21 protein-coding genes and 3 pseudogenes are annotated in these 26,265 nt (G+C 68.8%); 14 read left to right on the top strand and 10 right to left on the bottom strand.

Annotation, left to right across the window (positions count from 1 at the left end; all coding sequences use genetic code 11):
* Together E5679_RS21015 and E5679_RS02540 are read left to right on the top strand one after the other, a co-directional pair.
* A partial coding sequence (locus E5679_RS21015) for a hypothetical protein (protein WP_212746900.1) occupies positions 1–299 on the top strand: 299 nt, incomplete at its 5' end.
* Positions 300–1,133: 834 nt separating this feature from the next.
* Positions 1,134–1,334, top strand: a complete 201-nt coding sequence (locus tag E5679_RS02540) for a hypothetical protein (RefSeq protein WP_138413534.1) — start codon at positions 1,134–1,136, stop codon at positions 1,332–1,334.
* A gap of 58 nt (positions 1,335–1,392) precedes the next feature.
* Here E5679_RS02540 and E5679_RS02545 read toward each other — a convergent pair whose 3' ends face one another.
* Positions 1,393–1,854, bottom strand: coding sequence for a hypothetical protein (locus tag E5679_RS02545; RefSeq protein ID WP_138413535.1), 462 nt, complete (start codon positions 1,852–1,854; stop codon positions 1,393–1,395).
* A 298-nt stretch (positions 1,855–2,152) separates the two neighbouring features.
* Between E5679_RS02545 and E5679_RS02550 the strand changes: the two genes are divergently transcribed.
* Entirely contained in the window at positions 2,153–2,410 is a 258-nt protein-coding gene (locus E5679_RS02550) for a hypothetical protein (protein WP_138413536.1), read from the top strand.
* Positions 2,411–2,608: 198 nt separating this feature from the next.
* Here E5679_RS02550 and E5679_RS02555 read toward each other — a convergent pair whose 3' ends face one another.
* Complete coding sequence (locus E5679_RS02555) at positions 2,609–3,271, bottom strand: sigma-70 family RNA polymerase sigma factor (RefSeq protein WP_171042221.1); 663 nt, start codon at positions 3,269–3,271, stop codon at positions 2,609–2,611.
* 251 nt (positions 3,272–3,522) lie between these two features.
* Between E5679_RS02555 and E5679_RS21135 the strand changes: the two genes are divergently transcribed.
* Both E5679_RS21135 and E5679_RS02565 read left to right on the top strand, forming a co-directional pair.
* On the top strand, positions 3,523–4,083 hold the full coding sequence (locus E5679_RS21135) for a GAF and ANTAR domain-containing protein (RefSeq protein WP_275092539.1): 561 nt from the start codon (positions 3,523–3,525) through the stop codon (positions 4,081–4,083).
* Between the two features lie 406 nt (positions 4,084–4,489).
* Positions 4,490–4,783, top strand: a complete 294-nt coding sequence (locus E5679_RS02565; RefSeq protein WP_138413539.1) for a DUF1540 domain-containing protein — start codon at positions 4,490–4,492, stop codon at positions 4,781–4,783.
* Between the two features lie 52 nt (positions 4,784–4,835).
* Here the strand turns inward: E5679_RS02565 and E5679_RS02570 are convergent, their stop codons facing one another.
* The 3 genes from E5679_RS02570 to E5679_RS02580 form a co-directional block, all read right to left on the bottom strand.
* Positions 4,836–5,846 (bottom strand): TolB family protein, encoded by a 1,011-nt coding sequence (locus E5679_RS02570; protein WP_138413540.1) that lies wholly within the window; start codon positions 5,844–5,846, stop codon positions 4,836–4,838.
* The gene (locus E5679_RS02575; protein ID WP_138413541.1) at positions 5,843–7,123 is read right to left on the bottom strand and encodes an MFS transporter; all 1,281 of its coding nucleotides are present in this window, start codon (positions 7,121–7,123) and stop codon (positions 5,843–5,845) included. Before E5679_RS02575 ends, E5679_RS02570 begins: the two co-directional genes overlap by 4 nt.
* A gap of 179 nt (positions 7,124–7,302) precedes the next feature.
* Positions 7,303–9,912 carry an AMP-binding protein gene (locus E5679_RS02580; RefSeq protein ID WP_138413542.1) on the bottom strand — a complete coding sequence of 870 codons (2,610 nt, stop codon included), beginning with the start codon at positions 9,910–9,912 and terminating at the stop codon, positions 7,303–7,305.
* A 537-nt stretch (positions 9,913–10,449) separates the two neighbouring features.
* Here E5679_RS02580 and E5679_RS02585 point away from each other — a divergent pair.
* The 6 genes and pseudogenes from E5679_RS02585 to istB all read left to right on the top strand — a co-directional run bounded on the left by E5679_RS02585 (position 10,450) and on the right by istB (position 15,746).
* Positions 10,450–11,566, top strand: a pseudogene (locus E5679_RS02585) (VIT1/CCC1 transporter family protein).
* A 475-nt stretch (positions 11,567–12,041) separates the two neighbouring features.
* A complete protein-coding gene (locus E5679_RS02590) occupies positions 12,042–12,410 on the top strand; it encodes a hypothetical protein (protein WP_249335909.1) in 369 nt (122 codons plus the stop codon).
* Between the two features lie 311 nt (positions 12,411–12,721).
* A pseudogene (locus E5679_RS21545) lies at positions 12,722–12,997 on the top strand (GTP cyclohydrolase II); the annotation flags it as partial.
* Complete coding sequence (locus E5679_RS21400) at positions 12,900–13,151, top strand: hypothetical protein (RefSeq protein ID WP_275092540.1); 252 nt, start codon at positions 12,900–12,902, stop codon at positions 13,149–13,151. The pseudogene E5679_RS21545 and the gene E5679_RS21400, both read left to right, overlap by 98 nt.
* 128 nt (positions 13,152–13,279) lie before the next feature.
* A pseudogene (gene istA / locus E5679_RS02600) lies at positions 13,280–14,949 on the top strand (IS21 family transposase).
* Complete coding sequence (istB, locus tag E5679_RS02605) at positions 14,946–15,746, top strand: IS21-like element helper ATPase IstB (RefSeq protein ID WP_138413543.1); 801 nt, start codon at positions 14,946–14,948, stop codon at positions 15,744–15,746. Before istA ends, istB begins: the two are co-directional and overlap by 4 nt.
* A gap of 10 nt (positions 15,747–15,756) precedes the next feature.
* Here the strand turns inward: istB and E5679_RS02610 are convergent, their stop codons facing one another.
* The 4 genes from E5679_RS02610 to E5679_RS02625 all read right to left on the bottom strand — a co-directional run bounded on the left by E5679_RS02610 (position 15,757) and on the right by E5679_RS02625 (position 19,290).
* A complete protein-coding gene (locus tag E5679_RS02610) occupies positions 15,757–16,344 on the bottom strand; it encodes a hypothetical protein (protein ID WP_138413544.1) in 588 nt (195 codons plus the stop codon).
* Entirely contained in the window at positions 16,341–16,949 is a 609-nt protein-coding gene (locus E5679_RS02615; RefSeq protein WP_138413545.1) for an RNA polymerase sigma factor, read from the bottom strand. Before E5679_RS02615 ends, E5679_RS02610 begins: the two co-directional genes overlap by 4 nt.
* Positions 16,950–17,792: 843 nt before the next feature.
* Positions 17,793–17,894, bottom strand: coding sequence for an MFS transporter small subunit (locus tag E5679_RS21550; protein ID WP_420821033.1), 102 nt, complete (start codon positions 17,892–17,894; stop codon positions 17,793–17,795).
* Position 17,895: 1 nt separating this feature from the next.
* Positions 17,896–19,290 (bottom strand): OFA family MFS transporter, encoded by a 1,395-nt coding sequence (locus E5679_RS02625; RefSeq protein ID WP_138413546.1) that lies wholly within the window; start codon positions 19,288–19,290, stop codon positions 17,896–17,898.
* A gap of 375 nt (positions 19,291–19,665) precedes the next feature.
* On the opposite strand from E5679_RS02625, the gene fdh reads away from it, so the two are divergent.
* The 3 genes from fdh (at position 19,666) to nrfD (ending at position 25,186) form a co-directional block, all read left to right on the top strand.
* Positions 19,666–22,998 carry a formate dehydrogenase gene (fdh, locus tag E5679_RS02635; protein WP_249335910.1) on the top strand — a complete coding sequence of 1,111 codons (3,333 nt, stop codon included), beginning with the start codon at positions 19,666–19,668 and terminating at the stop codon, positions 22,996–22,998.
* 98 nt (positions 22,999–23,096) lie between these two features.
* On the top strand, positions 23,097–24,101 hold the full coding sequence (locus E5679_RS02640) for a 4Fe-4S dicluster domain-containing protein (protein ID WP_138413549.1): 1,005 nt from the start codon (positions 23,097–23,099) through the stop codon (positions 24,099–24,101).
* Positions 24,098–25,186, top strand: coding sequence for an NrfD/PsrC family molybdoenzyme membrane anchor subunit (gene nrfD / locus E5679_RS02645; protein ID WP_138413550.1), 1,089 nt, complete (start codon positions 24,098–24,100; stop codon positions 25,184–25,186). The genes E5679_RS02640 and nrfD overlap by 4 nt, the downstream gene beginning before the upstream one ends.
* A gap of 15 nt (positions 25,187–25,201) precedes the next feature.
* Here the strand turns inward: nrfD and selD are convergent, their stop codons facing one another.
* On the bottom strand, positions 25,202–26,206 hold the full coding sequence (selD, locus tag E5679_RS02650) for a selenide, water dikinase SelD (protein WP_420821038.1): 1,005 nt from the start codon (positions 26,204–26,206) through the stop codon (positions 25,202–25,204).
* Positions 26,207–26,265 lie beyond the last annotated feature (59 nt).

A 26,265-nucleotide genomic window follows, 5' to 3' on the forward strand; every position in this document is an offset into this window, starting at 1 on the left:
ATAGGCACGCCCTCCGCGCGATGCAGACGACGGATCTCGGCCCAATCCTCCACTCCCAACACCCTCCAAGCGTCGCGGAGGGGGTCAAAATTCACGCGACCCCAGAGGGTCAGTCTTCACGAGTCGCCGACAGGTCCACCCCCCGCGGTGGGCTCGGGCTGTCCGGGCACCAGGAGGACCTGCTGCCCGGGAGGGGTCAGGACCGGATGGTTGGGGCGCTGCTGAAGGCGGGGATGAGCGAAGAGACTGCTCTGGAGCAGGTCGGACGCCTCTCCGCCGGAGACATCTGGTGCGGGTGATGCGATAGCCCCTGGTCGGCTCGGCCTCATGGGGCAAGACGGAAACCGGTCCCAACGGATCCGGATACCGCCACCGGCCGGTGCGCCATTGGGTCCTTCCGAGGGCGTCAGCCTGGCATGGTCCAGGCAGTGTGTCTGGGCCTGGTCGTCCTCTGTCTGCGCCTACGAGGGTTGGCGGCCTAGCACAGCTCGGAGGCCTCCCGGCTGGCGGAGGAATCACTTCCCTCCTGCACCGCCCGCCGGAGGCCCTAGCGGCGCACTCGCGGCCGTGAGCCGCAGCCAGCGGCTGATGAATCCCAGGGCCTGGGCTCCCGGGGCAATAGTCCAACGCGGGTGTCCCCAAAGCGGAGGTCGCCCGCCGGCTCGGCGTCGATCGCACCACGCTGTACCGGTCCCTCGCAGGCGAGACAGCTTCCAGTGGCACCCTCCCGCTCTAAGCGCCGTCAAAGGCCCTCTGCATTCATAAACGGTACAGGGGGCTCCGAGGTGGCAGGCGGTGAGCGTGCCCGGGGCCACTCGATGGCAACGGCCGCGACAGTGGCCACGCGCTTCAGGTGCATGCCGCCCATTTTGCGGTGGTCCGGTCCTTCGCGGATGCCGTGGCGCGCCGCTTCGAGTATGTGATCTGGTCTCGACCGACAGCGAACTTGGCCGCGTGGTCGGCGCCGTCGGGCTCGAGCAACTCCTAGGGCCGCCGGCGTCAGCGGGTCCCAGCTCAACCACTACTTCCCGACGAAGGAGAGACTCGTTCTGGCCGTTATCGAATGGAGTTCCGAGCGGGTCCACTCGTTCCATCTCAGTGTGCGGTTCGACAGCAAGCAGCCACCCCGGCCCGTGACTCTCGAGATGAAGGTCAGGGTGGCCCGTCAGATGCTCTCCGTAGGCAATGGCGCTGCCGCGGCTGCCGAGGCGGTGGGCTGGTCGCGGGCCACACTTTACCGGCACCTCAAGCAGCACGGGACCGAGCCCCCTCCTGCCGAAGGGGCGGTCGTCACCCGGCGGCCCCGTGGCCGGTCCCGCTACGGTCAGTCCTAGGCCCAAGCCGTTGGAGGAATCAGGGATGTCCGAGGAGCACCGCTTCTACTCCGTGCGGTCAGCTCGTCTCGATAGCCTCGAGCCCGCGTCTGAACGAGGCCGCGACGGGCTCGCCCCTGCTAATCCGGATCATCCTGCAGATCAGTTTCCCCGTCAGGGTGCTGCCGGTGCGGTTCCAGGCGACGTGGATGGTGCTGCCGCCGTTCTTGCCTGGCCGGATGGATGCCGAGACGTAGCTGCCAGGGGTGGAGAAGTTGCTCTCACGGACCGTCCAGCGGACCGTCTCGGAGTCCGACCAGTCGTAGTGCTCGCGCGCCCAGACCATCCCGCCGGGCCCCTTGCTGCCCTCGCGCACCTCGGCAGTGGTTTCCCCGACCGAGTAGACCTCGTACTGGGAGGGATCGATCGCGGGCCAGATTTGGGGGCGGCGATCGGAGAAGTCCAGGAGCGCAGCCCGCACTTTCTCGGGTCGGGCCGTGGACTCCAAATCGAACTCGACCGTGTGTTCCTTGGCCTTCATGGGAACAGCTTGCTCCCGGTGCGGCCTTCGGCACATCGCGCGATCACGCGATTTTTCCGGGGGAAGGGGCGGGTCGATCAGTAGCAGGCGGCCAGCGCGTGCGACGGAACCCCGGGCTTCACACAATGAACAGTGGCTTCGGGCAGCTTTAGCCTCTACTCGAGTGAAGCAGCCGGCTCATCCCCAACGGTGAAGCCCTTCGTGGGCCCGCTGCCAGGGCCCCAGGAGCGCCTCAGCGGGAGTGAGTCAGTGTAGATGATACAAGCCTCGTGGCAAACCTCGTTTACGGGGCACCTTTGTGGTCGGCGCCCTCGTGCTGTTCGTCCTAGCAGTCCTTCTGATCGGCATGATGCTCCTTGCAGGCGTGGCCGAGGCAATCCGGTCCATCGCCAGCAGGGCCCGGCGCCCGTTGCTTTGGCAGGCGCAGCAGTCGACGGCAGTAGAACCGGCAGTACCCTCCGACAGGCGGAATGCGGAGTTGCTTGAAAAGGCCAACGCGATCCTGGCCGGATTTCACGGCGGCACGACCGAGGGGCAGGACGAGGGGTCGGAGTAGGCGATCCCTCTTGGGTGGAACCATGCCATGACCGGCGCCAACGCCATCCCAGGCCGACCAGGACGGACACCCTGCACGGGAGCGTTCGCCAGTGGGCCTCGCCCAGGGCGAGGAGCGCCGTGGGCGCGGCCTCGGAGGGACGGCATGACGAGAAGGATGGCCGTGCGGCGATGGTGCGTAGAGCGTTCTGGCCTTGTGTCAGGCGGCGAGGCGGCGGCGGAGGCGGTTCAGCAGTCTGCGCAGCAGCCTGGAGACCTGCATCTGGCTCACTCCGAGCTCGTCGGCGATCTGCTGCTGGGACATCTCCTGCGCGAACCGCAGGTGGAGTATGCGCGTCTCCTCCTCCGTGGCGCCTCCGAGGGCGTAGGAGAGCGCGAGCGATGAGTCGACCTCTTCGTAGCCGGGCTCCTGGAATGCCATCACGGTGGAGTCGAAGCGGCGGGCGTCGCTGTCCTCGGTGGTGTCGGTCGGCTTGATCGGCTGGTATCCCAGGCTGGCCTCAGCCGCCTGGTCCTGGCAGACCTCGGCCGCGGTCAGTCCGAGTTCGTCGGCGAGCTCTCTTGGTGTGGGCTCGCGGCCGAGCCGCTGGGTCAGGTCGGGGACGGCGCCTCTGACCTTCAGGCGCAGCTCCTGGACGCTGCGGGGCGGGCGGACGGTCCAGGCTTGGTCGCGGAGGTAGCGCTTGAGCTCCCCGGCGATGGTGGGCACCGCGTAGGCGACGAATCCGCGGCCTTGGCCGTCCTCGTAGCGCTGGGCGGCCTTCATGAGCCCGAGCCTGGCGACCTGGCGGAGGTCTTCGGCGTCGTGGCCCGGGCAGCGGTAGCGCCTGGCGAGGGCGTCGGCGACGGCGAGGTATTCCACGGCGAGGTCTCCCGCGGCCTTGGCCCGCTCCGCCCTCGCGGCGGGAGCCTGCTCCTCGGCGATGTCGGCTATGGGGTCTTGGGTGCGTCGGCCGTGACGGTCGACCTTCCCCTCGCCGGGGAGCTTGCCGAGTTGACCGCCCGGCTGGCCGTGCTCCTGCTAACCCGGGAATCGGTAGAGGCCGCCGTCCAGTCCCTCGCCCAAGCCGCGACGAGGCGATCCCGCACGCCTCCGGGGCCGGGGCGAACCTGATCGACGTCCGCGGCCGCCGCCCGACCAGCTCCGGGGCAACCGACGAGCGCGTGCTGGAGGCCGACCGCCTGCAGTACGAAATCGGGAAGGGACCCTGCCTGAGCTCCTGCGCCGAGGACCGGACGCAGGAAATCTCCGACACCGCGACCGAGACCCGCTGGCCGCTGTGGACCCAGGCCGCCGCGGCCACGGGCGTGCGCTCCGCGCTCAGCACCCCGCTCACGGCAGGCGGCACCCCGACCGGGGCGCTGAAGGTCTACGCGGACAGCGCGGAGGCCTTCTCCGTGCGCGATCTGCGCCTGCTGGTGATGCTCGCCCGACCAGCGGCTCTCATGCTCACCACCGTCCAGGCCCGCGACGCCGCGGAGCGGGCCAGCGAGATGATGGCCCGCGCTGTAGCAGATCGGGACCGCATCAGCATGGCCACCGGGATCGTTATGGAACGGGACCTGCTCGGCCCCGACGAGGCGCTCCTGCGGATCATGTCCCTTTCACGGCTGGAGCACAGGGCCCTCCGCGAGGTCGCCCAGGACATCATCGCCGGGCAGCCTGTTCCCTAGAGGGACGAGGAAGGACGCAGGCAGCAACGGAGCGTGGAGGATCGAGGCGGGCGGGCTCACCGCGGGGGAGGTCTGGACGCGGGTGCCCGGCTGGCCGCCTTCCTGAGCTCCCAGCCGGCAGAGGCTGAACCCCCGGTGGTCCTCGACCGGAATGCGCCCCTATCGCCACCGATCCGGCGGCAAGCGGCTCTGGGCCAGGGTCCGCTCGGCTGCGGGCCGTGGTCGGCGAGATGGTCGTGGTCGGCCATATGGGGCGGGTGAGCGTCTCCGGGTCGCCGAGGACGGCAAGGCCCCGAGCAGGAACGAGGCCGGGTGAAACGGCACGAAAGTGTGCGGTATTGAAACCTCCCGGCACCCCGGGTGCTGGGGTTACGGTCCTCTTATCCCTTAGAGCGAGGAGAATGCCATGACGCTTCACGTGACGGAAGTCTCGACCTGTTCGGTGGACAATTGCGCGTTCAACCACGAGCACGAGTGCAACGCCTACGCCATTACGGTTGCGGGAGCGGCCGACCACGCCAGCTGTGGGACCTTCATCGACACCTCCTCGCTGGGGGGTCTGCCGAAGGTGCTCGCTCATGTTGGGGCCTGCCAGCGGGGCGAGTGCGTGCACAATGAGCACCTGATGTGCAACGCGCATGACGTGCGCGTCGGGCCCGGGGCGGACGCCGCGGACTGCCTCAGCTACGAGCACCGCTGACACCGGATTGCCTTGGCCCCATCTGACGTGCCGAAGCCTCCGCAAGTGGAGTCTAGGGGCGCAGGACGGACGGGGACGAGGCGTGCTGGATGAACAGTGAGGGGTTCCCGCTGCCGTCGGCGGGGATCGACCAGATGTCGGAGTCTCCCACAGGTGCGCCGCGGGCCATTCCATAGAGCAGTGTGGAGTCGTCGAGCCACTCGGCTTGGTCGTCGACGCTGCGCCCCTCTCCGAGTCGCGTGACCTGATCAGTCCTGAGCTCCAGTACCGCCAAGAGCCTGACCTGGGGCAGATTCGGGTCGGGGGATTTGATCTTGAAGGCGATCCTGGTGCCGTCGGGTGAGAGTGAGGGGCATTCGACCCCTGCGTGGATGGCGGTCAGCATCCGTTTCCCGATGCTGCCGCGCACCAGCCAATTGCGGTCCGCGGAGCCGACGGTCGCGTAGAAGGTGTCCCCGTCCTTGGCGAAAGTCACGCCCCACACGTTTCTCTCCTGGGGTGTGAGCGTGGCGCCGGGGACCTCCAGAGTGTAGTCCTCGAGATTGCCGAAGCTCTCGCCGCCGGTTGCCGAGATCTCGGTCGAGGTAGAGAAGCCGCCAGTGTAGGCATGCCCGCTGACGAACACTGTCGAGGCCGCGAATTGGCCGTCCGCGGAGAGCCGGGCGCGGCTGGGCAGCCCGGTGAGCGTGCGGGTGCGCAGGGGGTGCCAGTCCGCGTCCAGTATCTGCTCGTCTGTTGTGTTCTCGAGGCCGAGCTTCGTCCGGAGGCAGATTCTCTCCCCGGCTGCTGCGTAAACGCGGTCGCAGGCCTGGGGCGTGAGGGTCCTGGGGCTCTGCGGGGCGGCCGCGGGCACAGATGCCACCTGCCCCTGCCCCTGCCCGGAGGCGGTGTTGCGGAAGAAGATGACCGGCCCTGCCGGGGCGGAGGCTGCCACGGGGACCTGGGAAGGTGCCCGGGACTCGGCCTGGTACTGCGCGTACGCCCATACCCCGTACCCGCCAGCCGCTCCAAGGGCCAGGACGATGATGGCGATGAGCACTACGAGGCGCGTCCGGTGCGTCATCGGACCGTACTGGCAGCCGTCTGAGGGGCGGGCTGGCGGAGCAGGAGGGCCGCGAAGGGGATGGCGAGTGCGAGCATGCCTGCCACCGCCCACATGGCGGCCTCGCTGCCAATCGCATACCAAAGCAAGCCAAAGCCGGTCGAGGAGATGAGCCGGGCGACGGCGACGACCGTCTGGGCCGCGGCAATTCCGCTTGCCGCCGCGCGGTCGGGAGCGAGAAGGCCGGCCAGGGCCGCCAGGACCCCGTCGGTGGCTGCGTAGAAGGCTCCCAGGAGCACGAGCGTTGCCACCGTGGCGGGGAGACCTGCCCAAGGCAGCGCGGCGGCGGCGTACGCGGTGAGGAGTCCGCAGTGGCCAGCGAGGAATACCTTGGTGCGGCCCCAGCGGTCGGCGAGGCGGCCCATGGGGATGGCGAGGAGGAGGTAGGCGATGTTGGTCCCGACATACAGCAGCGGAAACCATTCGGGCGCAAAGGAAGTCCGGGACTGGAGCACGAGGTACAGGAACCCGTCCCCGACTGTCAGGAGCCCCAGCGCCCCGGCGGCGAGCAGGAGCCGCCTCATCCTCGGGCTGTTCACATCGCGCCAATGCGGACGAGCGCGCCGCGCTGACCGGGCTTGATTCGCACGCTCGTCCTGACCCTGCCGTCGTGCGCCGGGGACGAACAGACCCAGGACCGCGACACCGATCAGCGCGAAGGCAAGAGAAGCGACAAAGACCACGTGGTAGCCGTTGGGGATAACAAGGAGGATCACGAACGCTAGCACCGGGCCGAGGGCGGCCCCGACGGTGTCCAGCATGCGGTGGACACCGAACGAGCGACCCAGATGCTCGGGCTGGGCGGCAAGCCTGATCAGCGCATCCCGCGGTGCCGTACGGATGCCCTTGCCTACCCGGTCGACGGCGATCACCGCGGCCAGCGAGCCGAAGCCGCTGGCGGCGAGCAGGGCGATCCTTGCTGCGGCCGAGAGGGCGTAACCGGCGAAAGCTGTCCATTTCCGGCTCCCGGTGCGGTCGGCGCTCCATCCGGCGGCGATGCGGACGGTGGCGCTGATGCCCTGGTAGATTCCGTCGACGAATCCGTAGGCGATCGTCGACAGGCCCAGAGACGCGGTGATGTACAGCGGCAGGACCGCCGCGACGGATTCTGAGGAGATGTCGGTCAACAGGCTCGTGATGCCCAGAGCGAGGATGACCGGTGAGAGCCTGAACGCCGGGACGCTGCCGGGCGGGGGCTCAGTCCGACGGCCGCGCCAGTCCGAAAGGGAGAGATACATGCCCGCTCCGATCGCCGCCTAGCTCTGAACGCCGCCTGGGGGGGAAACCCGTGCGCCGTGGAACAACTCTCGCAAGGCGGGGCCTGCGGAGACCACACTTGCCTGTACTCGAATTCGCGGCGTGGGCGCGGCAGTACAGCCGGAGACCGGCCGACCCCTCGGATGCTTTGGCGGGATCCCTACCGACCGCTCGCCTGAGCCATTGCTGAGATCCCCCGTCCCTGTCTCGTCCGGGCGGCGATGAGACTCCGCGTGAGCCTCTCTACGGCCCTGACGGCCTTGGTGACGGCGGCGCAGTAGGCGATGCCGACCGCGAGGGACGCCACGACGGCGAGTGGCTTGCTGGCCTGGTCTAGGTGAGGGTAGACAAGCCAGTGGGTGAGGTAGATGTACAGCGACGACCCGGCCAGCACCCCGAGCGCGTTGTGCAGGGCCCGGGGCACCGGGAGGCGCGGGAACCAGATCAGCAGGAGCAGGCCTGCCAGGATCGTGCCGTCCCGCGCGGGCTCCTGGAAGTACCCCGCCGCGGCCGCAGCGGCCGCCAGGGTCAGGGCAACGCGGCGCCGCGTTCCCCGTGCGGCCGCGGCAGCCCACCCCAGGGCGAACAGCCACAGCACGGGCCCGTCCGGTAGCCCGGGATCGGCGGCCAGGAATCTGCTGAGCACCCCAACGGCAAGCAAGGCTGCGGGGAAAGCCCAGGGCCAGCGCCGTTGGGCCCGGTCTGTGAGCGGGACCGCCGTCAGGACCGCGGCGCCGGCCAGGAGGTAGGCGAGTCGCTCGATGAACCAGAAGTGCGCGTGGACCTCCCAGCCCTTCGGTCCCAGGAAGGTGTCCAGGAGGAAGACGTTCGCGAGCGTGTACCTCTTGTCGGTCACCATCCATGCGAACGCGATGAAGGCCATGCTGGGGACAAGGATCCGCGCCATGGTACGCAGCTGACCGGCCAGACGCCGAACGCGAGACCCGGTCAGGTGGAACCGCGCGAAGTTGTACCCGGCCACGGCCAGGAGGATGTGCGCCATTCCCGGCCAGGAGAACAGGCCGATGTGCGTGCAGACGACCATCACAATCCCTGCCCCGCGCAGGGCGATACCTGTCTCCAGCGGAGCCACGGCTCGCTCGCGCCATCGTCGACGAGCCGGTTCGGCATCCTCGGCTGTCACCTTCTGGGGTGCGCCGGACGTGGCGAGCTCCACCGCCGGCATGAGGTGCCAGCCCTGCGGCAGCGTGCCCAACGCCTGCTCGAGCCGCACCGATGCCGCGACGTAGGAGAGGGAATCCCCGCCGAGGGAGACGAAGGAGTCGGTCTCGGCGACGTCGTCGACTTCGAGTGACTCCGCCAGGATCCTCCTGACATCCTCGACACTACTGCCATCCTCCCGGCCTCCAGCACTCAAGTCATCGGGATCGTCATCTTCGGCGGCGAGGGCAAGGATGCTCTGGTAGTCCGGCTTGCCGTTGGGCAGCCGGGGGATCTGATCGACCGGATGGACGACGACGGCGGCCCGGGGGAGGGCGAAGGCGCGGGCGAGTTCTTTGCCGAGGAGGGAAGGGCCGGTGACGTTCTCGACGGCAGCGACCAGGCGGTCATCATTCCCGGCGACCGCGGCGGCGGTGCCCAGCTGGGCGAGGTGGCGTTCGGCCTGGCCGAGGTCCACTCGGAGTCCGGCGATCTTCACGAAGCGGCTGCGGCGCCCAAGGATCTCGTACAGTCCCGCCTCGTTGCGGCGGGCGAGGTCTCCCGTGCGGAGCTCATGCACAGTGCGCCCAAGGCCGAGGTCCTCGGCCTGCTCGGCGTAGCCGAGCATGACGTTCGGCCCCCGGTAGACCAACTCCTCCGCGCCCACGCCGGGCACCGGGTCGAGCCTGAACTCCCCTCCCGGGATGGGCACCCCGATCGAGTCCGGGTGCGCCATGGCGAGGTCCGGGGGAAGGTAGGCCATGCGAGCGGTGGCCTCGGTCTGCCCGTACATCACGTAGAAGTCCCAGCCTCGGCGCCTGCCGAGCGCGCTATAGGCCCGCACACGTTCCGGGGCGAGGCGGCCCCCGGCCTGGGTGACGAAGCGCAGGCTCGGCAACTCCATATCCTCGAACCCCACGCGATCAAGGAGGTCGAACGTGTACGGCACCCCCGCGAGGGAGGTCACCCCCCTCGATTGGACGAGTTCCCAGAAGCACGGGTCCACCACTGAGAGCCCTGTCAGCGCCACCGAGGCGCCGCGGGAGAGGTGGCTGTTGATCACCGAGAGCCCGTAGCAGTACGACAGCGGCAGTGTCGTCGCCGCGACGTCCCCGGCGCCCAGGTGCAGGTAGTCGGCGATCGCCCCGGCATTGGCCTCCACCCCGTCGGCGGAGAGCCGGACCAGCTTCGGAGACCCAGTTGATCCCGACGTGCTCAGAAGGAGTGCCAGCTCCGAATGGAGCTCGTGCCGGGTACCCTCCCGGCGCTCTTCCAGGACCAGCTCCCCGCCCTCCGCCCGGACCACTACGTCCGGGTCGTAGCGATCCAAGATGCCGTCGGCACCGCTGCCCTTCCCGTGGGGCAGCAGCAGCAGCGGGTGCCCGGCGGCCAGCGCTGCCAGATACACCTGCAACGAGGCCAGGGTGTTGTCCGCCTCCAGGGCGACCAGACGCCGGACAGGACCGAGAGCTTCTGCGACGTCGCCGACCCGATCCGCGAGCTCCCGGTATCCAACCGTCCGCTCCTCGGTGTGCAGGGCAGGCCGGTCGCCGTGTTGGGCCAGCTTGGAGGCGAAGGGTACGACGGTGCGGCGGGACTCGAGGATCACCGACCCAACGTTAGAGGTAAGCCTTACCTAATCAGAAATACGCAAGACGAATGGCACGCAATCCGCCACCTCACGCGCTCCCTCGGCCTGACCAAGGACGTCCCATGGGGGTACCCGTCTATATCGCCCTTGCTCCTGGTCCTGCAGTTGGTGGCCACTGCTCCTGGACCGGGGGCGACGGGGCTGCCCGCTGCGGCCATCCACTACAGGGATGATGCTCGCCCTGGCGCTGTTCGTCCTCCCCGGATCAATCCGCCGCACGCGTAGAGCCCGGACCCACGCGGCGCCGCAGCAACTGCCCAAGGCGCGCGTCCGCTGCCCGCCTCCTCGCGGGGACGCGTCTCCGAATAGACCCCGGGGAAAGGCCCACGATCGCCTGGAACGTTCTCCCGCCGGCCTGGGTCATCCCGGAACGGATTACGGCCGACCGAACTTGCGGAGGCTTGCAGACCGGCCGAAAAACTGCACCGATGCGGGCTAGTGACAGCGGGCAGTGGGGCCCGAGCAGACAGGAAACCACCTCGGGACAGGAGCACCATGCCATCGCCTCACGAACCCGCCGCGCCGCGGGAGCCCACGAGCGCCGACTACCGCCGGTGGCGGGTACCTCGCCGACGACAAGGCCGAGGCCGCCATCTACCGCGCCCTCACACGCCGGGCGTGAGAGCGAGGAGAAGGCGATCCAGCTCGGCCTCGCCGAGGCCGAAGGCAGGCACGAGGCGCACTGGACGGCACTGCTCGGTGAGCAGGCCGGCAGGCCCCGCCGGCCCTCGGCGCGCAGCCGAATGCTCGGCTTCCTCGCCCGGCACTTCGGCTCCGTGTTCATCCTCGCCCTGGCCCAGCGGGCCGAGAGCCGCTCGCCCTATGCGGACGACCCGCACGCGAGCCCAGCCATGGCCGCCGACGAGCGGATCCACGAAGAGGTGGTCCGCGCCCTCGCGGTGCGCGGGCGTACACCCCTCTCGGGCTCGTTCCGCGCCGCCGTGTTCGGCGGGAGTCCCGGCCTCGTGAGCAACCTCTCCCTCGTGGCCGGCATGGCGGCGACCGGGGTGGTGGCGAGCCACGTGGTGCTGCTCTCCGGGGGCGTGGGCCTGCTCGCCGGGACGCTGTCGATGGGCATGGGGGGTTCATCTCCGTCCGGTCCCAGCGCGAGATGCTCTCCGCATCCCGACCGACCCAGATCACGCTCGCCGCCGCCCCGGCGCTCGACCTAGACCGGAACGAGCTCGTCCTGGTCTACATGGCCCGCGGAATGAGCTAGGAGGCCGCCGAGCACAGGGCCGCCGAACGGCTCCGACACTACTCCTGCGACTGCGACCCCAGCCTCTCCCTCCACCCCCCGAGGCTGGAACCGATGGGGACGAGCACGAGGCGGTTGGCTCGGCCTGGCAGGCTGCCGTCAGCAGCTTCTGCTTCTTCGCCTCAAGGGCGATCGTGCCGATCATCCCCTTCCTGTTCGAGGATGGTCGGGCTTCCTGCCCTGGTCGCGGCGGTCGTCCTGGTCGGGCTCGTGCTGCTCGGGTCCGGCGCGATGGTGGGCTTGCTCTCCGGCGGATCGCCGCTCTCGCGCGCCGCGCGCCAGCGCCTCATCAGCTTCGGCGCCACCGCCGTGACCTATATCCTCGGACTGCTCTTCGGCGCCACCGTCGGATAGCCCCGCCGACGACCCCAGCCAACACTAGGGCACGTTCTGCAAGGGCCTCTGCGCTGTAGCCAGACGGTGCGGACTCGTCGATGAGGCTGGGCCCCGCTACTGGCCCGAGGGCGAGTCCGCACCACCCTCCTATTCTGGTCCTCTTACCTCGCAAGAACCTGGAGCGCGGCACGATCAAGGCTTTGCCGGTCGTCGCGTCGTTGCTCGCCCTGAACGGCTGAAAATCGCCCCCCGCGGACTTGGACTTCTTGCACCAGGTCCTCGAGCCACTTGCACGTCAGGGCGGACTCGGATGGTGCCCTCGGCGCGGTTCGCACGTCCGGGAGCCGCCCGTCGACCCCGGCCCGTGGCGGTACGCGCCGACGAGGCATAGAGCTTCTGACCCGGTGGACCAGAGACTTGCCCTCCCATTTGCCGTGCACAATGACAGGACGGCGTTCATCACCGGGAGCGCGGCTGAGGCAGGCGGTGTGGGTTGGACTGGGCGGGATGGGCGGTCTTCGGGGTGCTGGCCACCAGCATGCTGACGGCGGTGATGATCGGGGCGCAGATGGCGGGCTTGACCAGGCTGGACTTTCCGCTCGTGCTCGGCACGCTGGTGACTCCGGATCCGGACCGGGCGCGCGTCGTGGGCTTCTTCATCCATCTGGGCGCGGGCCAGGTCTTCGCGCTGGGCTACGCGGCGACCTTCGCCCTGGTGGGGGAGGCGACCTGGTGGCTCGGGGCCCTGCTGGGGCTGCTTCATTTCGCGAGTCATCGAAGCGCTCGGCTCGGCCACGGTCCTGCGGGTGGACACGACGGGGACCTTCACCATGAACAGCATGGCCCAATGCGCCGGGCATAAGGGAGGACTCCAAAACCGTGTTAGCTTGTTTTAGAAAATTCAGGTCCGCCCTCCACGGGGCCAGCCTGCGTTCGAGGAGGAGCCGATGGTGCCCGAAAGCCCAAGCCCGCAATCGGAACCCGTTCTGGGCGTTGGAGGCGCGGGCATTGCCGGCCGCGTCGGCGGCGGCGCTATCGTCGCCCCGTTTCAGGCCAAGCCAGGGTGCGGACCCGTGTGCATGTCCCGGGCGGCTCGCAGACGGCTTCGGCACCTCGGCCTAGGTCTTCACCTTCTGGGGCCTCGAGGACGGCCGGGAGCATCTGCTGCTGGGCCTGGGCGACTGGCATGGCGCCCTCGGCGGCGATTCGGCTGCGGCCCGGGCTCCACTGGTGCGCCCGCACAGCGAGTGCCTAACCGGGGACGTCCTGGGCTCGCAGCGGTGCGACTGCGGGCCGCAGCTGAGGGAATTCGGTCGAGCGGATCTCGGCAGAGGGCGGCTTCCTGCTGTACCTGCGGCAGGAGGGCCGGGGGATCGGATTGTATGCCAAGCTCGACGCCTATGCCTTCAGGACGGCGGGCTGGACACCTATGCGGCCAAGGTCGCCTTGGGCCGAGGACAGGACGAACGCGACTACCGGGCGGCGGCCCAGATGCTCCTCGCCGTGGGGCCACGAGGATCCGGCTGCTGACCAACAACACGGACAAGGCCGCCCAGATGGCCGCCTACGGCATCGCCGTGGCACAGTGACTATGGCAGCTTGATTCAGGACCGGTGTGACGGCTTGATTCAGGACCACCTGCCTTCCGACCGGCGTGTTGTGACGGTTTGATTCAGGACCACCTTCGACGGTGGGTATGCCCGATGGGTTTGCCTACGTGAGGTGGTTCGGATGGGAAGTCGTGTGGAGCTGTTCGCCCGGATCCGGCGGGACGAGCGGGTCGAGGGACTCGGGATCCGGGCCCTGGCCCGGAAGTACGGTGTGGGCAGGGATACTGTGCGGATGGCGCTGTCGCGGGCGGATCCGCCGCCGCGGAAAACGCCGGTGCGGGCCTCGCCCAGACTGGACCCGTTCAAGGACGCGATCGATGCGATGCTGCGGGAGGACCTGGAGGCCCCGCGGAAGCAGCGGCATACCGCGACGAGGATCCTGGCCCGGCTCGCCGAAGAGCACGGGGCGGTGGATCTGTCGTATTCGACGGTGCGGGACTATGTGCGGGTCCGCCGGGCGCAGATCGACCTCGCAGCGGGGCGCCGGGTGGAGGTGTTCGTCCCACAGGAGCACGCCCCCGGGCGGAAGCCGAGGTCGACTTCGGCGAGCTCTGGGTGGTGCTTGCTGGGGTGAAGACGAAGTGCCACATGTTCGTCATGCGCCTGAGCCACAGCGGCCGTGCCGTCCACCGGATCTACCCCTCACAGGCGCAGGAGGCCTTCCTCGAGGGCCACATCGATGCGTTCGAGGAGTTCGGCGGGATCCCCTTCCGGCACATCCGCTACGACAACCTCAATTCCGCAGTCAGCGCGGTCATCTACGGCCGCAACCGCCAGCGCGAGGAGAACGAGCGCTGGATCCTCTTCAAATCCCACTACGGCTTCGACGCCTTCTACTGCCAGATAGGACTGGCCGGGGCCCACGAGAAGGGCGGCGTCGAGGGCGAGGTCGGCCGATTCCGGCGCACCTGGCTCTCCCCGATGCCCGTCGTCGCGTCCCTGGGCGAGCTGAACGAGCGCATCAAGGAATGGGACACCCGCGACCTGAAGCGGCGGATCGAGACCCGGATCCGCACCGTGGGGGAGGACTTCGAAACCGAACGCCCGCTCCTGACCCCGCTGCCTGCCCAGCGGTTCGACCCGGGACTGGTCCTGCACCCGAGGGTGGACCGCTCGGCACTGATCACCGTGCGGATGGCCAAGTACTCCGTCCCAGCCCGGCTCATCGGACGCCGGGTGCGGGTCTCGCTCCGTGCCTCGGAACTGGTCGTCTTCGACGGGCGCACGGTCGTGGCCCGACACGGGAGAGTCTCGGCCAAGGGCGGCTCGTCCATCGCCCTGGACCACTACCTCGAGGTCCTGAGGACCAAGCCCGGCGCCCTCCCCGGCTCCACCGCGCTCGCCCAGGCCAGGGCCGCGGGCGCGTTCACCGCCGCCCATGAAGCGTTCTGGCAGGAGGCCCGCAGGGTCGAAGGCGACGCCGCGGGCACCAGGGCCCTGATCGAGGTGCTCCTGCTGCACCGGAGCATGCAGGCCCCGGACGTCATCGCCGGCATCGAAGCAGCCCTCTCCGTCGGGGCGGTCTCCCCGGACGTGGTCGCCGTAGAGGCACGCCTGCACGCCAGTGGGCCCAGTTCGGGCCGCCATCACGACGACCACGATGAACGACGCGAGCATCGCGTTGTCAGCCTGACCCAGCGCCGCCTCGCCGACCCCGCCGCGGTCATCGCCGGCCTCCCGGCCGACACACGGCCGCTGCCGAGCCTGACCGCCTACGACGAACTCCTCCAACGCCGCACCGCTGCCGACGAGACCACCAATGCAGACAGGGAAGGGACGAGCGCATCATGAGCACCCCGACGAAAGTCAACCCGAGCCTGCGCAGGCAGCGGAGCATGACCGAGGAAGCGGCCCAGGCAGCGGTGGACCAGGCCTGCCGCCGCCTGCGCCTGCCCACCATGCGCGCGGTCATGGAGGAAGCGGTCAAGGTCGCCGAGCGCGAACAGCTCTCCTACGCCGGCTTCCTCGCCGAGCTGCTCCTGGCCGAGTGCGACGACCGGGACCGCCGCTCGGTCGAGCGCAGGGTCAGGGGTGCGGGGTTCCCGCGGCAGAAGTGGCTCGGAGACTTCGACTTCGAGGCCAACCCCAACGTCAACCCCGCCGTGATCCACACCCTCGCCCAGGCCGACTGGATCCGCCGCGGCGACCCGCTCTGCCTCATCGGGGACTCCGGGACCGGCAAGTCCCACCTGCTCATCGCCCTCGGAACCGCCGCGGCCGAGAAGGGCTTCAGGGTCAAGTACACCCTCGCGACCAAGCTTGTGAACGAGCTCGTCGAGGCCGCCGACGAGAAGCAGCTCGCCCGCACCATCGCCCGCTACGGGCGGGCCGACCTCCTCGTCATCGACGAGCTCGGCTATATGGAGCTCGACCGCCGCGGCGCCGAGCTGCTCTTCCAGGTCCTCACAGAGCGGGAGGAGAAGGCCTCCGTCGCGATCGGGTCCAACGAGGCCTTCAGCGGCTGGACCAAGACCTTCACCGACCCCCGCCTCTGCGCTGCCATAGTCGACCGCCTCACCTTCAACGGCACCATCATCCAGACTGGAACAGACTCCTACCGCCTCAACCACACACGCGCCCACGTCTGACTTACCTGCTTCACTGGGCGGGCGACTCTTTCACGAGGAAGTTGTCGGCCTCGACGATCCACTTGCCGGATGGGTCCTTGGCCATGGCGACTTGGCTGCTGTTCGGCATGATCAGCCAGGCCTCTTCGCTACCTTCGGGATTCCCCGTCCGCAGGCCGTAGGTATCGAACCCTTTGATCCGGGTGCATCCCATCGATTTGCCGCTGCCGTCTGGGCCAACGGGGATCAAGCAGATCAGATCGGTTCCCTTGGAGACGGCGTAGTAGCGCAATGTCGTTCCTTTGCCGAGATAGCGGGAACTCCCGAGATCTATCCCGCTCTTCCCGAAGGTATTGGCTGCAGGGGTCGGCAGCATGTCCGACGGCTGCTGGGCGGCAGCCATCGCCGGGACGATCTCTGAAGCCTTCGAGACGCCCTGCGGTTGCGAGGCTGCGATCCCTCCAATGGCTGCCCCGCCCACGAGTCCGGCCCCAGCTGCAATAACCCCGAAGCGGATCCACAGGCTTCTGCTCCAAGAGGGCGATGGGTGCTGCACGCGGGCAACGAGCTCTGCGCGCAGCGCGGCGCTGAACCGGTCGTCGACTTCAACGTTGCTCATAGCCCTTCTCCTTCCAAGGCCGGTGTCCTCGCGGGAGTCATCTGGGGGTGGGCTCTAGTGAGGGCTGCCCGCAGGTGCTGGCGCGCCCGGTGCATCCGGCTTTTAGCCGCCGCCGGGCTGATATTCAGAGCCGCGGCCGCGGCAGCAAGCGTGTACTCCTCGAAGACGACCAGGGTCACCAGATGCAGGTCGATGGGCTTCAGAGTCCCCAGCGCGGAGGACAAGTCGTGGTCGAGCTGTCCCTGCAGCCCGAGTGGGCCCTCCTCCGCCGTGCTGTCCGACCGGTCCTGGGAGCGGGGCAGCGAATCCAGCAGTTTCCGGTAGCGCCGCCCCGCCCTTCCGTGGTTGCGGGCCACGTTCGTTGTCGTGACAAGCAGCCACGGCAGGATCGACCCTTCCACGACCCGGACGTCTTGCCGGCGCCGCCACAGCTCCAAGAACGCCGAGGCCATGATGTCCTCGGCATCGTGGTGGTTCCCGCAGACCCGGTACGCGTGGTGGAACACCCGATCGCGGTGCCTGTCATACAGGACACCGAACGCCTCGCCCTCGCCTCGGAGGCTGCGGGACCACAGGGCCTCTTCACCGGCTTCGACGCTCCCCATGCCCTGTATTGTCCGGAACCACCGCGAAGGTTTCACCCATCCCGTCGGAAAATTCAAACCCACCTGGGGAATCGAGCCGCGCGGCGAAGCCTGGCCTTCCTCGGTGCAGTCGCCGAAGGTGGCTGAAGGCCGGCACGAAGGGCAGAACGGGATGTCAGGGCACGACCACCCCTCGGCTCAGTTCAGGAAGGGGTCCTGAATCGAACCGTCATGCCGGTCCTGAATCAAGTTGACATAGCCAGGCACAGCGCGTGCCTACCGGAGTGCACCTTTCCGCCGCCAACGCCGCCTACCTCATGGCAAAGAGCGATCACAGCGCCCACACCATCAACCTCGGAGCCGGCCTCTAGCCGCCCCAGGGTCCGTGTCAAGGTTCCCGCGACTGGCAGGACGGGGGTGGCAAGGGACCGGCGGAGGAGTCACGTGGGTCGAATCACTGCCGCTCGCGGCTATCTTCGTGTTCATCGCCATTGTGAACAATGTCTGACAGTTCATGGCGAATGTGCAGCAACGCGCTCGAGCCGGAAGCGGACAGGGGGATGCTCGGGCTGCTTCAGGAGGACGTCGAGGCCTCGGCCGGTCGGCGCATGCATGGGAGCCCGGCTTCCGCCGCTGGGCCGGGGCCGGGAAGCCGGCTAGACGTACCAGCGCCCCGAGGCGCCGCGACGAGGAATCTCAGGGTGATTTGGGGAACGCCCCGCGACGCGCCGCGTTCTCGATGCAGGACGCCGTCGAGGATTTGGCGACGATCAGGGCGACTCCGGGCACTTGTCCTGAGGCGGAGACCCGTGATCTGCAGGATGCCGGGTAGCTGGGCATGCGCCTTGCGCTGCCGGGCTCCGGTCAGCCGAACAGGTCAGCCACCTTCGTGAGCGTGGTCGCGACCCCGTAGAGGAGCGGCAGGCCCACGAGGATCCATCCGATCGCAAGGCGTGCGGTCTTCATGTCAGCTCTCCCTCTCCTTCGCGGCACCCGTCGAGGCGGGCTTCTCCGGCTCGTGGAATCTTGCGTCGACCGGCCGGATCAGCAGGTTGGCGATGAACCCGGCCACGAGAAGGCCCACCATGATCAGCAGCGCCGGCTGGTAGGCCGTCGCGGTGAGCTTGCCGGGCGTGCCCTGGGCGTCGAGCACCCCGTTCACGATCAATGGGCCCACCACCCCGGCCGCGGACCACGCGGTGAGGAGCCGGCCGTGGATGGCTCCTACCTCGAGGGTCCCGAAGAGGTCTCGCAGGTACGCAGGGACCGTGGAGAACCCGCCGCCATAGAACGAGATGATGATGACTGCGATGGCCACGAACAGGGCCGTGGCCGTGTGCCCGGCGAAGGCCAGCAGGACGTACAGGACCGCGCCCACGCCCAGGTAGCCCATGTACATGCGCTTCCGGCCGATCGCGTCCGAGGTCGCCGACCAGACGAAGCGGCCGGTCATGTTGCCGATCGAGAGCAGCCCCACGAACCCCCCGGCCACGGACGCGGCCACGAGGGACTTCCCGCCCGGCTGCCGGAAGAAGTCCTGGATCATGGGGGCGGCCTGCTCGAGGATGCCGATCCCGGCGGTGACATTGCAGAACAGCGCCACCCACAGGAGCCAGAACTGCGGGGTCTTGATCGAGTTCGCGGCCCGGACGCTGGCCGTGGTGATGAGGGCGTGGGAGCGGACCGATGCCGGGTCAAAGCCAGCGGGCGCCCAGCCGGGCGGCGGGACCTTGATGGTGAAGGCGCCGAAGACCATGTAGGCGAAGTAGATCACCGCAAGTGTGAGGAACAGCTTGCCCACGGCATCGCCGCTCGCCACTCCGCCGGGGGCTGCGGAGGCGGGGTCGTAGGCGTTCAGGAGCGCGGTGGAGAGCGGGCTCGCGATGAGGGCGCCGCCGCCGAACCCCATGATTGCGAGCCCGGTCGCAAGGCCGGGTCGGTCGGGGAACCACTTGATGAGCGTCGAGACGGGCGAGATGTAGCCGATGCCGAGACCGACCCCGCCGATGAACCCGTAGCCGAGGTACACGAGCCACAGCTGGCGGGTGAAGATGCCCGCGGCGCCCACGAGGAAGCCGCCGGCCCAGAACACCGCTGCGACGAACATCGCCTTGCGGGGACCGTTGTGGTCCACCCACGTCCCCATCACCGCCGCGGACAGCCCGAGCATCACGATCGCCACCGAGAAGATGACGCCGATCTCGGTCAGGCTCGCACCGAAGTGCTTCACGAGGGCGGTCTTGTACACGCTGGTGGCGTACGCCTGGCCGATACACAAGTGTACTGCGAGTGCCGCGGGAGGGATGAGCCACCGGCTGAATCCTGGTCCGGCAACGCTGTGCTCCCGGTCGAGCCACCCCATCGGGTCCTCCTGTCCCAGCCGGCCGCCACGGCTGCATACGAATAAAAGTATTCCCGCGAGAGTGAGTTTCAAGACCTCTCTACGCCGAGTAGTAGCTGCGGCGCGTCTACGCCGAGTAGTAGCTGCGGCGCGCCGAACGGCAGTGCCGGGGGCCGCCTTCGTGCGCCTTGTTGGAGGACGCCATGGCCCGGCTCGAGCGCTGGGCGCTTCTGGACGGGATCGGGGATCCCCTCCGCAGGAACACCGCGATCGCCGTAGGATCCCGGCAAGGACCGCTGTTCCCGGCCTTGGCACTGCGTGCCGCCCAAAGCGGGGCATATGCCAGATGATAATCGTCCTGTCGCTCGCGCCCCGCTGTGGGATATGCTCCGGAGAATGGCACGGCGAAGTTTTCTCCAATGGCCGGTCGTCCGTCAGGTGAGCACGGGCGACCTGCTGGGCCGCGGGCCATCGGTAACCTCGCCGCGGACGAAGGCGCTCGCCCCGCGGACGTCCACCGCGGACCGCGCCGTGCAGAGCGTGTGCCCCTATTGCGCCGTTGGGTGTGGACAGCGCGTCTATGTCAAGGACGAGAAGGTCGTCCAGATCGAGGGCGACCCGGATTCGCCGATTTCGCGAGGGCGGCTCTGCCCGAAGGGCTCTGCCAGCGAGCAGCTGGTCAACTCCCCGGGCCGGCAGACCCGAGTGCTCTACCGTGCACCGCGCTCCACCCGCTGGGAGCATCTGGATCTGGCCGCGGCGATCGACATGGTCGCGGACCGGTTCATCGAGACCCGCCGCAGGACCTGGCAGCAGGAAGACGCAGAAGGCCGGCTGCTGAGCCGCACGATGGGTATCGCCTCCTTGGGCGGGGCCACGCTGGACAACGAAGAGAACTACCTGATCAAGAAGCTCTTCACTGCTGCCGGAGCGGTCCAGATCGAGAACCAAGCCCGCATTTGACACTCCGCCACGGTTCCCAGTCTGGGAGCCTCCTTTGGACGCGGTGGTGCGACGCAATCACTGCAGGACATGGCGAACGCCGACTGCATCGTCATTCAGGGTTCCAACATGGCCGAGTGCCACCCCGTGGGGTATCAGTGGGTCGCGGAAGCGAAGGCCCGCGGAGCGAAGGTCATCCACGTCGATCCCCGGTTCACGCGCACCTCGGCGGTTGCTGACAAGCACATTCCGATCCGGGCCGGCTCTGACGTTGTCCTCCTGGGTGCGCTCATCAACTACGTCATCAGCAATGACCTCTGGTTCAAGGAGTACGTCAGCGCCTACACCAACGCCGCCACGCTCGTTCACGCGGATTACCGCGACGCCGAGGATCTCGGCGGGCTGTTCTCCGGCTTCAATCCGGAGACGGGGGCGTACGACACGGCGTCATGGTCCTATGCGGAAGAGGCCGGGGACGCCATCGGCGAGCCCGGGGCTGGCTCAGAACACGGTTCCGATGCCTCCGCTCGTGCCGCCGGGCACCAGTTCGGCAGCGGCGGCCCGGCCCTGGAGCACGCCCGGGTGCAGCGCGACGATACCCTGCAGGACCCGCGGACTGTCTTCCAGATCGTGAAGCGGCATTACGCCCGCTACACCCCTGAGATGGTCCACGACATGTGCGGGATCGAGGTCGCGGACTTCGAATATCTGGCCCGTGCCATCACGGAGAACTCAGGCCGCGAGCGGACAACCTGCTTCGCCTATGCCGTCGGGTGGACCCAGCACTCGCTCGGAGCCCAGTTCATCCGGGCGGCTGCCATCCTGCAGCTTCTGCTGGGAAACTTGGGCCGTCCCGGCGGCGGGATCATGGCCCTGCGGGGCCATGCCAGCATCCAGGGCTCCACCGACATCCCGACCCTGTTCAACCTGCTGCCCGGGTACCTGCCGATGCCCACCGCCGGCCGCCACGACACCCTCAGCCAATACCTGGAGGCAATCGCCTCGAAGAAGCAGAAGGGCTTCTGGGCCGACGCCGATGCCTACACCGTCAGCCTGTTGAAGGCCTGGTGGGGCGAGGCCGCGAACGCGGAAAACGACTGGGCCTACGACTACCTCCCGAGGCTGACCGGAGCGCACGGCACCTACGAGACCGTGATGGGCATGCTCGAGGACGAGGTCGAGGGCTACTTCCTGCTCGGACAGAACCCCGCAGTGGGATCCGCCCACGGCCGGATGCAGCGGCTGGGCATGTCCCATCTGAAGTGGCTGGTGGTGCGCGACCTGAATCTGATCGAGTCGGCGACCTGGTGGAAGGACGGGCCGGAGATCGAATCCGGCGAGCTGCACACCGAGGACATCGAGACCGAGGTGTTCTTCCTCCCGGCAGCAACCCATGTGGAGAAGGCCGGCTCGTTCACCCAGACCCAACGCCTGCTCCAGTGGCGGCACCAGGCAGTCGCGCCGCCCGGGGATTGCCAGAGCGAACTGCAGTTCTTCTTCGAACTGGGCGAGCGGATCCGGCAGAAGCTGGCCGGCTCGGACGACGAGCGCGACCGCCCGCTGCTCGACCTCACCTGGGACTATCCCACCGACGCCCACGGTGATCCAAACCCCGAGGCGGTGCTTGCCGAGATCAACGGCCGTCATCTGGAAGGCCCGGACGCAGGCAAGCCCCTCCCGGCATACACCGAGCTGCGCGCAGACGGTACCACATCGGCGGGCTGTTGGATCTACACCGGGGTGTACGCCGGCGGCATCAACCATGCCGCCAACCGCAAGCCGGGCCGCGAGCAGGGGCCGGCAGCCCCGGAATGGGGCTGGGCGTGGCCAGCCAACCGTCGTATCCTCTACAACCGGGCCTCGGCCGACCCTGACGGGAAGCCGTGGAGCGAGCGGAAGAAATACATCTGGTGGGACCAGGAGCAGGGGAGATGGGTCGGAGACGACGTGCCCGACTTCCCGGTTGACCGGGCGCCCGGCAGCCAGCCCGATCCCGCCGCCGGCGGTCCCGAGGCACTCAGCGGTGACGATCCATTCATCATGCAGGCCGACGGCAAGGGCTGGTTGTTCGCGCCCAAGGGGCTGGTCGACGGGCCCCTTCCCACCCACTACGAGGCTCAGGAATCGCCGGTGGCCAACGCGCTCTACCCGCAGCAGCAGAGCCCGGCGCGGCTGGTGTTCCCGCGTGCGGACAACCTCAGTGCACCGAGCGCCGGTACCAGCGGGGCGGAGGTCTATCCCTACGTCTTCACCACATACCGGCTCACCGAGCACCACACGGCGGGCGGAATGAGCCGGTGGCTGCCGTACCTTTCGGAGCTGCAGCCGGAGATGTTCTGCGAGGTCTCCCCGGAGCTGGCCGCCGAGCGCGGACTCGAGCCCTACGGGTGGGCCACGATCGTCTCGCCCCGCTCCGCCATCGAGGCGAGGGTGCTTGTGACCGAACGGATGACGCCCCTGTCCGTCGGCGGGCGCACCGTGCATCAGATCGGGCTGCCCTACCATTGGGGCGTCGGGAACGACGCGGTCGTCAGCGGGGACGCGGCCAACGATCTGCTGGGGATCACGCTGGACCCCAACGTCCAGATCCAAGAATCCAAGGTCGCCTCCTGTGACATCCGCCCCGGACGACGGCCCCGCGGTCCAGCGCTGCTGGCCTTGGTCGCCGAATACCAAGCACGTGCCGGAACGACGATCGAGACCGGGAACCGCGCAGTCACCGATCCGGCGGCGGAAGGCATCGAACCCAAGCCTGGTGGGCACGGCGGCGCCGGGGGGCGGCGATGATGACAGTTATCGCCGCCGCCGAAGCGCATCCTGCCGCGCCCGGACGGCGAGTGAGCTCTGGCCGCGTCCGGGGCACCGATTCGAGGTTGGAGGACTAGATGGGCCAGCTGTCAGGACCGACGGACCCGTCCGCCGATGCCCGCTGGGAGGACCACCCACCGCGCAAGGGGTTCTTCACCGACACCTCGATCTGCATCGGCTGCAAGGCCTGCGAGGTCGCCTGCAAGGAGTGGAACCACAATCCGCAGGACGGGAACCTCGAGCTGCTCAAGTCCTCCTACGACAACACCGGAGCGCTGGGCGCGAGCACCTGGCGGCACGTGGCCTTCGTCGAACAGGGCCAGGAACGCGTCGTCCAGGCGCGGGAATCCGGGCGGGCGCTCGTCAGTCTGGGCATGCCCGCCATCGGCCCTCCCGCCCCGGCAGCCGATCAGGACCTGTCGGAGGTGGACACGACACCGCCGGACACCCCGGACTTCCGTTGGCTGATGTCCTCCGATGTCTGCAAGCACTGCACTCACGCCGGGTGCCTCGACGTGTGCCCGACCGGAGCGCTCTTCCGCACCGAGTTCGGCACCGTGGTGGTGCAGGACGATGTGTGCAACGGCTGCGGAACCTGCGTGGCCGGGTGCCCCTTCGGGGTGATCGAGCGCCGCAGCGACGGCACGGTAGCGGTCGCCGCCCAGCGGGAAGAGCCTCACGCCCAACCTCCCGCAGTCCCCAACGTCGGCATCGCCCAGAAGTGCACGCTGTGCTACGACCGGCTCATCGCGGACGAGACCCCGGCCTGCGCCAAAGCCTGCCCCACAACGTCGATCAAGTTCGGCGACCACGACCACATGGTGGAGACGGCGCGGGCACGCGTCGCCGAGCTGCATGCGCAAGGCCTGACCGAGGCCAGGCTCTACGGCGCGAACGAACTCGACGGCGTCGGCGGAACCGGGTCCGTCTTCCTCCTGCTCGACGAGCCGGAGGTCTACGGTCTCCCGCCGGACCCGAGAGTGCCCACCGCCGACCTGCCGCGAATGTACCGGCGGGCCGGAATGGCGGTAGCAGGCATGGTGGCCGCAGCCGCGCTGGCTTTCCTGAGAGGACGGGCGTGACCCACTCCGAGTTCGACAGCTTCCGCCCCACCGAGCCCGCCCGCCGCCGACGCACCGACCGCAGGGGTGCCGGGCGCCGGCGAGACGGCGGTGACGGCTCCCGGGAGATGCCCATGGTGCCGGAGGCCGAATTCACCTCGTACTACGGCCGTCCCGTGGTCAAGCCCGCCCCGTGGGGTGACGATGTTGCTGCCTACCTGTTCCTGGGCGGGGTCGCTGGCGGTTCCGCCCTGCTCGGCCTGGGCGGGCAGCTGACCGGACGGCCAACGCTGCGCCGGAACGCCAGGGTGACCGCATTGGCCGCTGTGAGCCTCGGCGCTGTCGCCCTGGTGAGGGATCTGGGCAGGCCGGAGCGCTTCCTGCATATGCTGCGGACCTTCAAGCTGACCTCGCCGATGAGCGTGGGCTCATGGATCCTCAGCGCCTTCAGCGCCGGTGCAGGGGTCGCGGCGGTGGCCGAGATCGACCGGATGAGCAGCGCCCGGCTGCCGCTGGGCCCTCTGCGGCCCGTGCTGCAAGCCGTCGAGGGCCCGGCCGGTGTCGAGGCCGCGCTGTTCGCCGGACCGCTGGCCGCATACACGGCGGTCCTGCTCGGCGACACGGCCACGCCGACGTGGAACGCCGCCCGCGAGGAGCTGCCTTTCGTCTTCGTCAGTTCGGCCGCCCTCGCCTCCGCCGGGCTCGCCATGATCACCACACCGGTGCGCGAGGCCGGTCCCGCCCGAAAGCTTGCCGCGTTCGGCGTCATGGGGGAAATGGTGGCCATGCGGGTGATGGAGCACCGGATGGACCCTGTCGAAGCCGAGCCCCTGCACCAGGGCAGGGCAGGTGCCATGCTCAGATGGAGCGAACGTCTGGCCGCCGCCGGTGGCCTGGGGACGCTGCTGGGCGGACGCAACCGCGCGGTGGCCGCAGCGTCGGGACTGGCGCTGCTGGCCGCCTCGGCCCTCACCCGGTTCGGCGTGTTCGAGGCGGGCCTTTCCTCGGCGAAGGACCCGCGCTACACCATCGAACCGCAGAAGAACCGGCTCGCCGCCCGCCGCGCGGCCGGCATCACCGGCGATTCGATCACTACCGCCGGCTGACTGGGCCTGATCGGCTCAGCGGATCTCGATCCCCTGGCCCGCGGTGGTGTGCCCGATGACAGGATGCCCGGGCAGCTCGCCGACGACGAGCAGGCCGCCGGAGGTCTGAGCGTCGGCCAGAAGGAGCAGATCGTCTTCGGTGACGCCCGGCGCGACCCGTACCTGCGGCCGCACCCAATCGAGGTTGCGCCGGGTCCCACCGGAGACAAAGCCATCCCGCAGCGCCTCCCGGGCCCCACCGACGAGCGGCACCGCCTTCAGGTCGACCACCGCGCCCACACCGGAGGCACGGCACATCTTGTACAGGTGTCCCAGCAGGCCGAAACCGGTCACATCCGTGGCCGCACGCACCCCGGCAGCCACCGCGTCCTCGGCTGCGTCGCGGTTGAGGGCCGCCATCGTCTCTACCGCTTCGGCGAACACCTCGCCGGTCTGCTTGTGCCGATTGTTCAGGAGCCCGACGCCGATCGGCTTGGTGAGCGTGATCGGCAGACCGGGCTTTGCGCCATCGTTGCGCAGCAGCCGATCGGGATGGGCGACGCCGGTTACCGCCATGCCGTACTTCGGCTCCGGGTCGTCGATGGAATGCCCGCCGATCACTGGGCATCCCGCCTCCGACGCGACGCTCAGGCCGCCGCGGAGGACTTCGGTCATCAGGTCCGGCGTGAGTACGCCGCGGGGCCAGCCCACGAGATTGATGGCCATGATGGGGCGACCGCCCATCGCGTAGATGTCCGAGAGGGCGTTGGCGGCGGCGATCCGGCCCCAGTCGAAGGCGTCGTCGACGACCGGAGTGAAGAAGTCGGCCGTAGAGAGTATTGCGAGGTCGTCACGCACGAGGACGGCTCCGGCGTCGTCGCCGCCCTCGAGGCCGACCAGCACGTCCGCCCCGGGCTGGCCGATGAGGCCCCGGACCACGTCTTCGAGCTCGCCGGGGGGGATCTTGCAGGCGCAGCCGCCACCGTGGGCATAGCCTGTGAGCCTGGGGGCGTCGGCGGCACGTCCGTCGAGTTGCGGGATTGGCGTTCGGGCCTCGTTCACCCGGTTAGCGTACCCCCCCGTGCAGCCTGCTAGATTGA

Origin of the sequence: Sinomonas gamaensis (assembly GCF_005876955.1) — a bacterium.
In the GTDB taxonomy this organism is placed as follows: domain Bacteria; phylum Actinomycetota; class Actinomycetes; order Actinomycetales; family Micrococcaceae; genus Sinomonas; species Sinomonas gamaensis.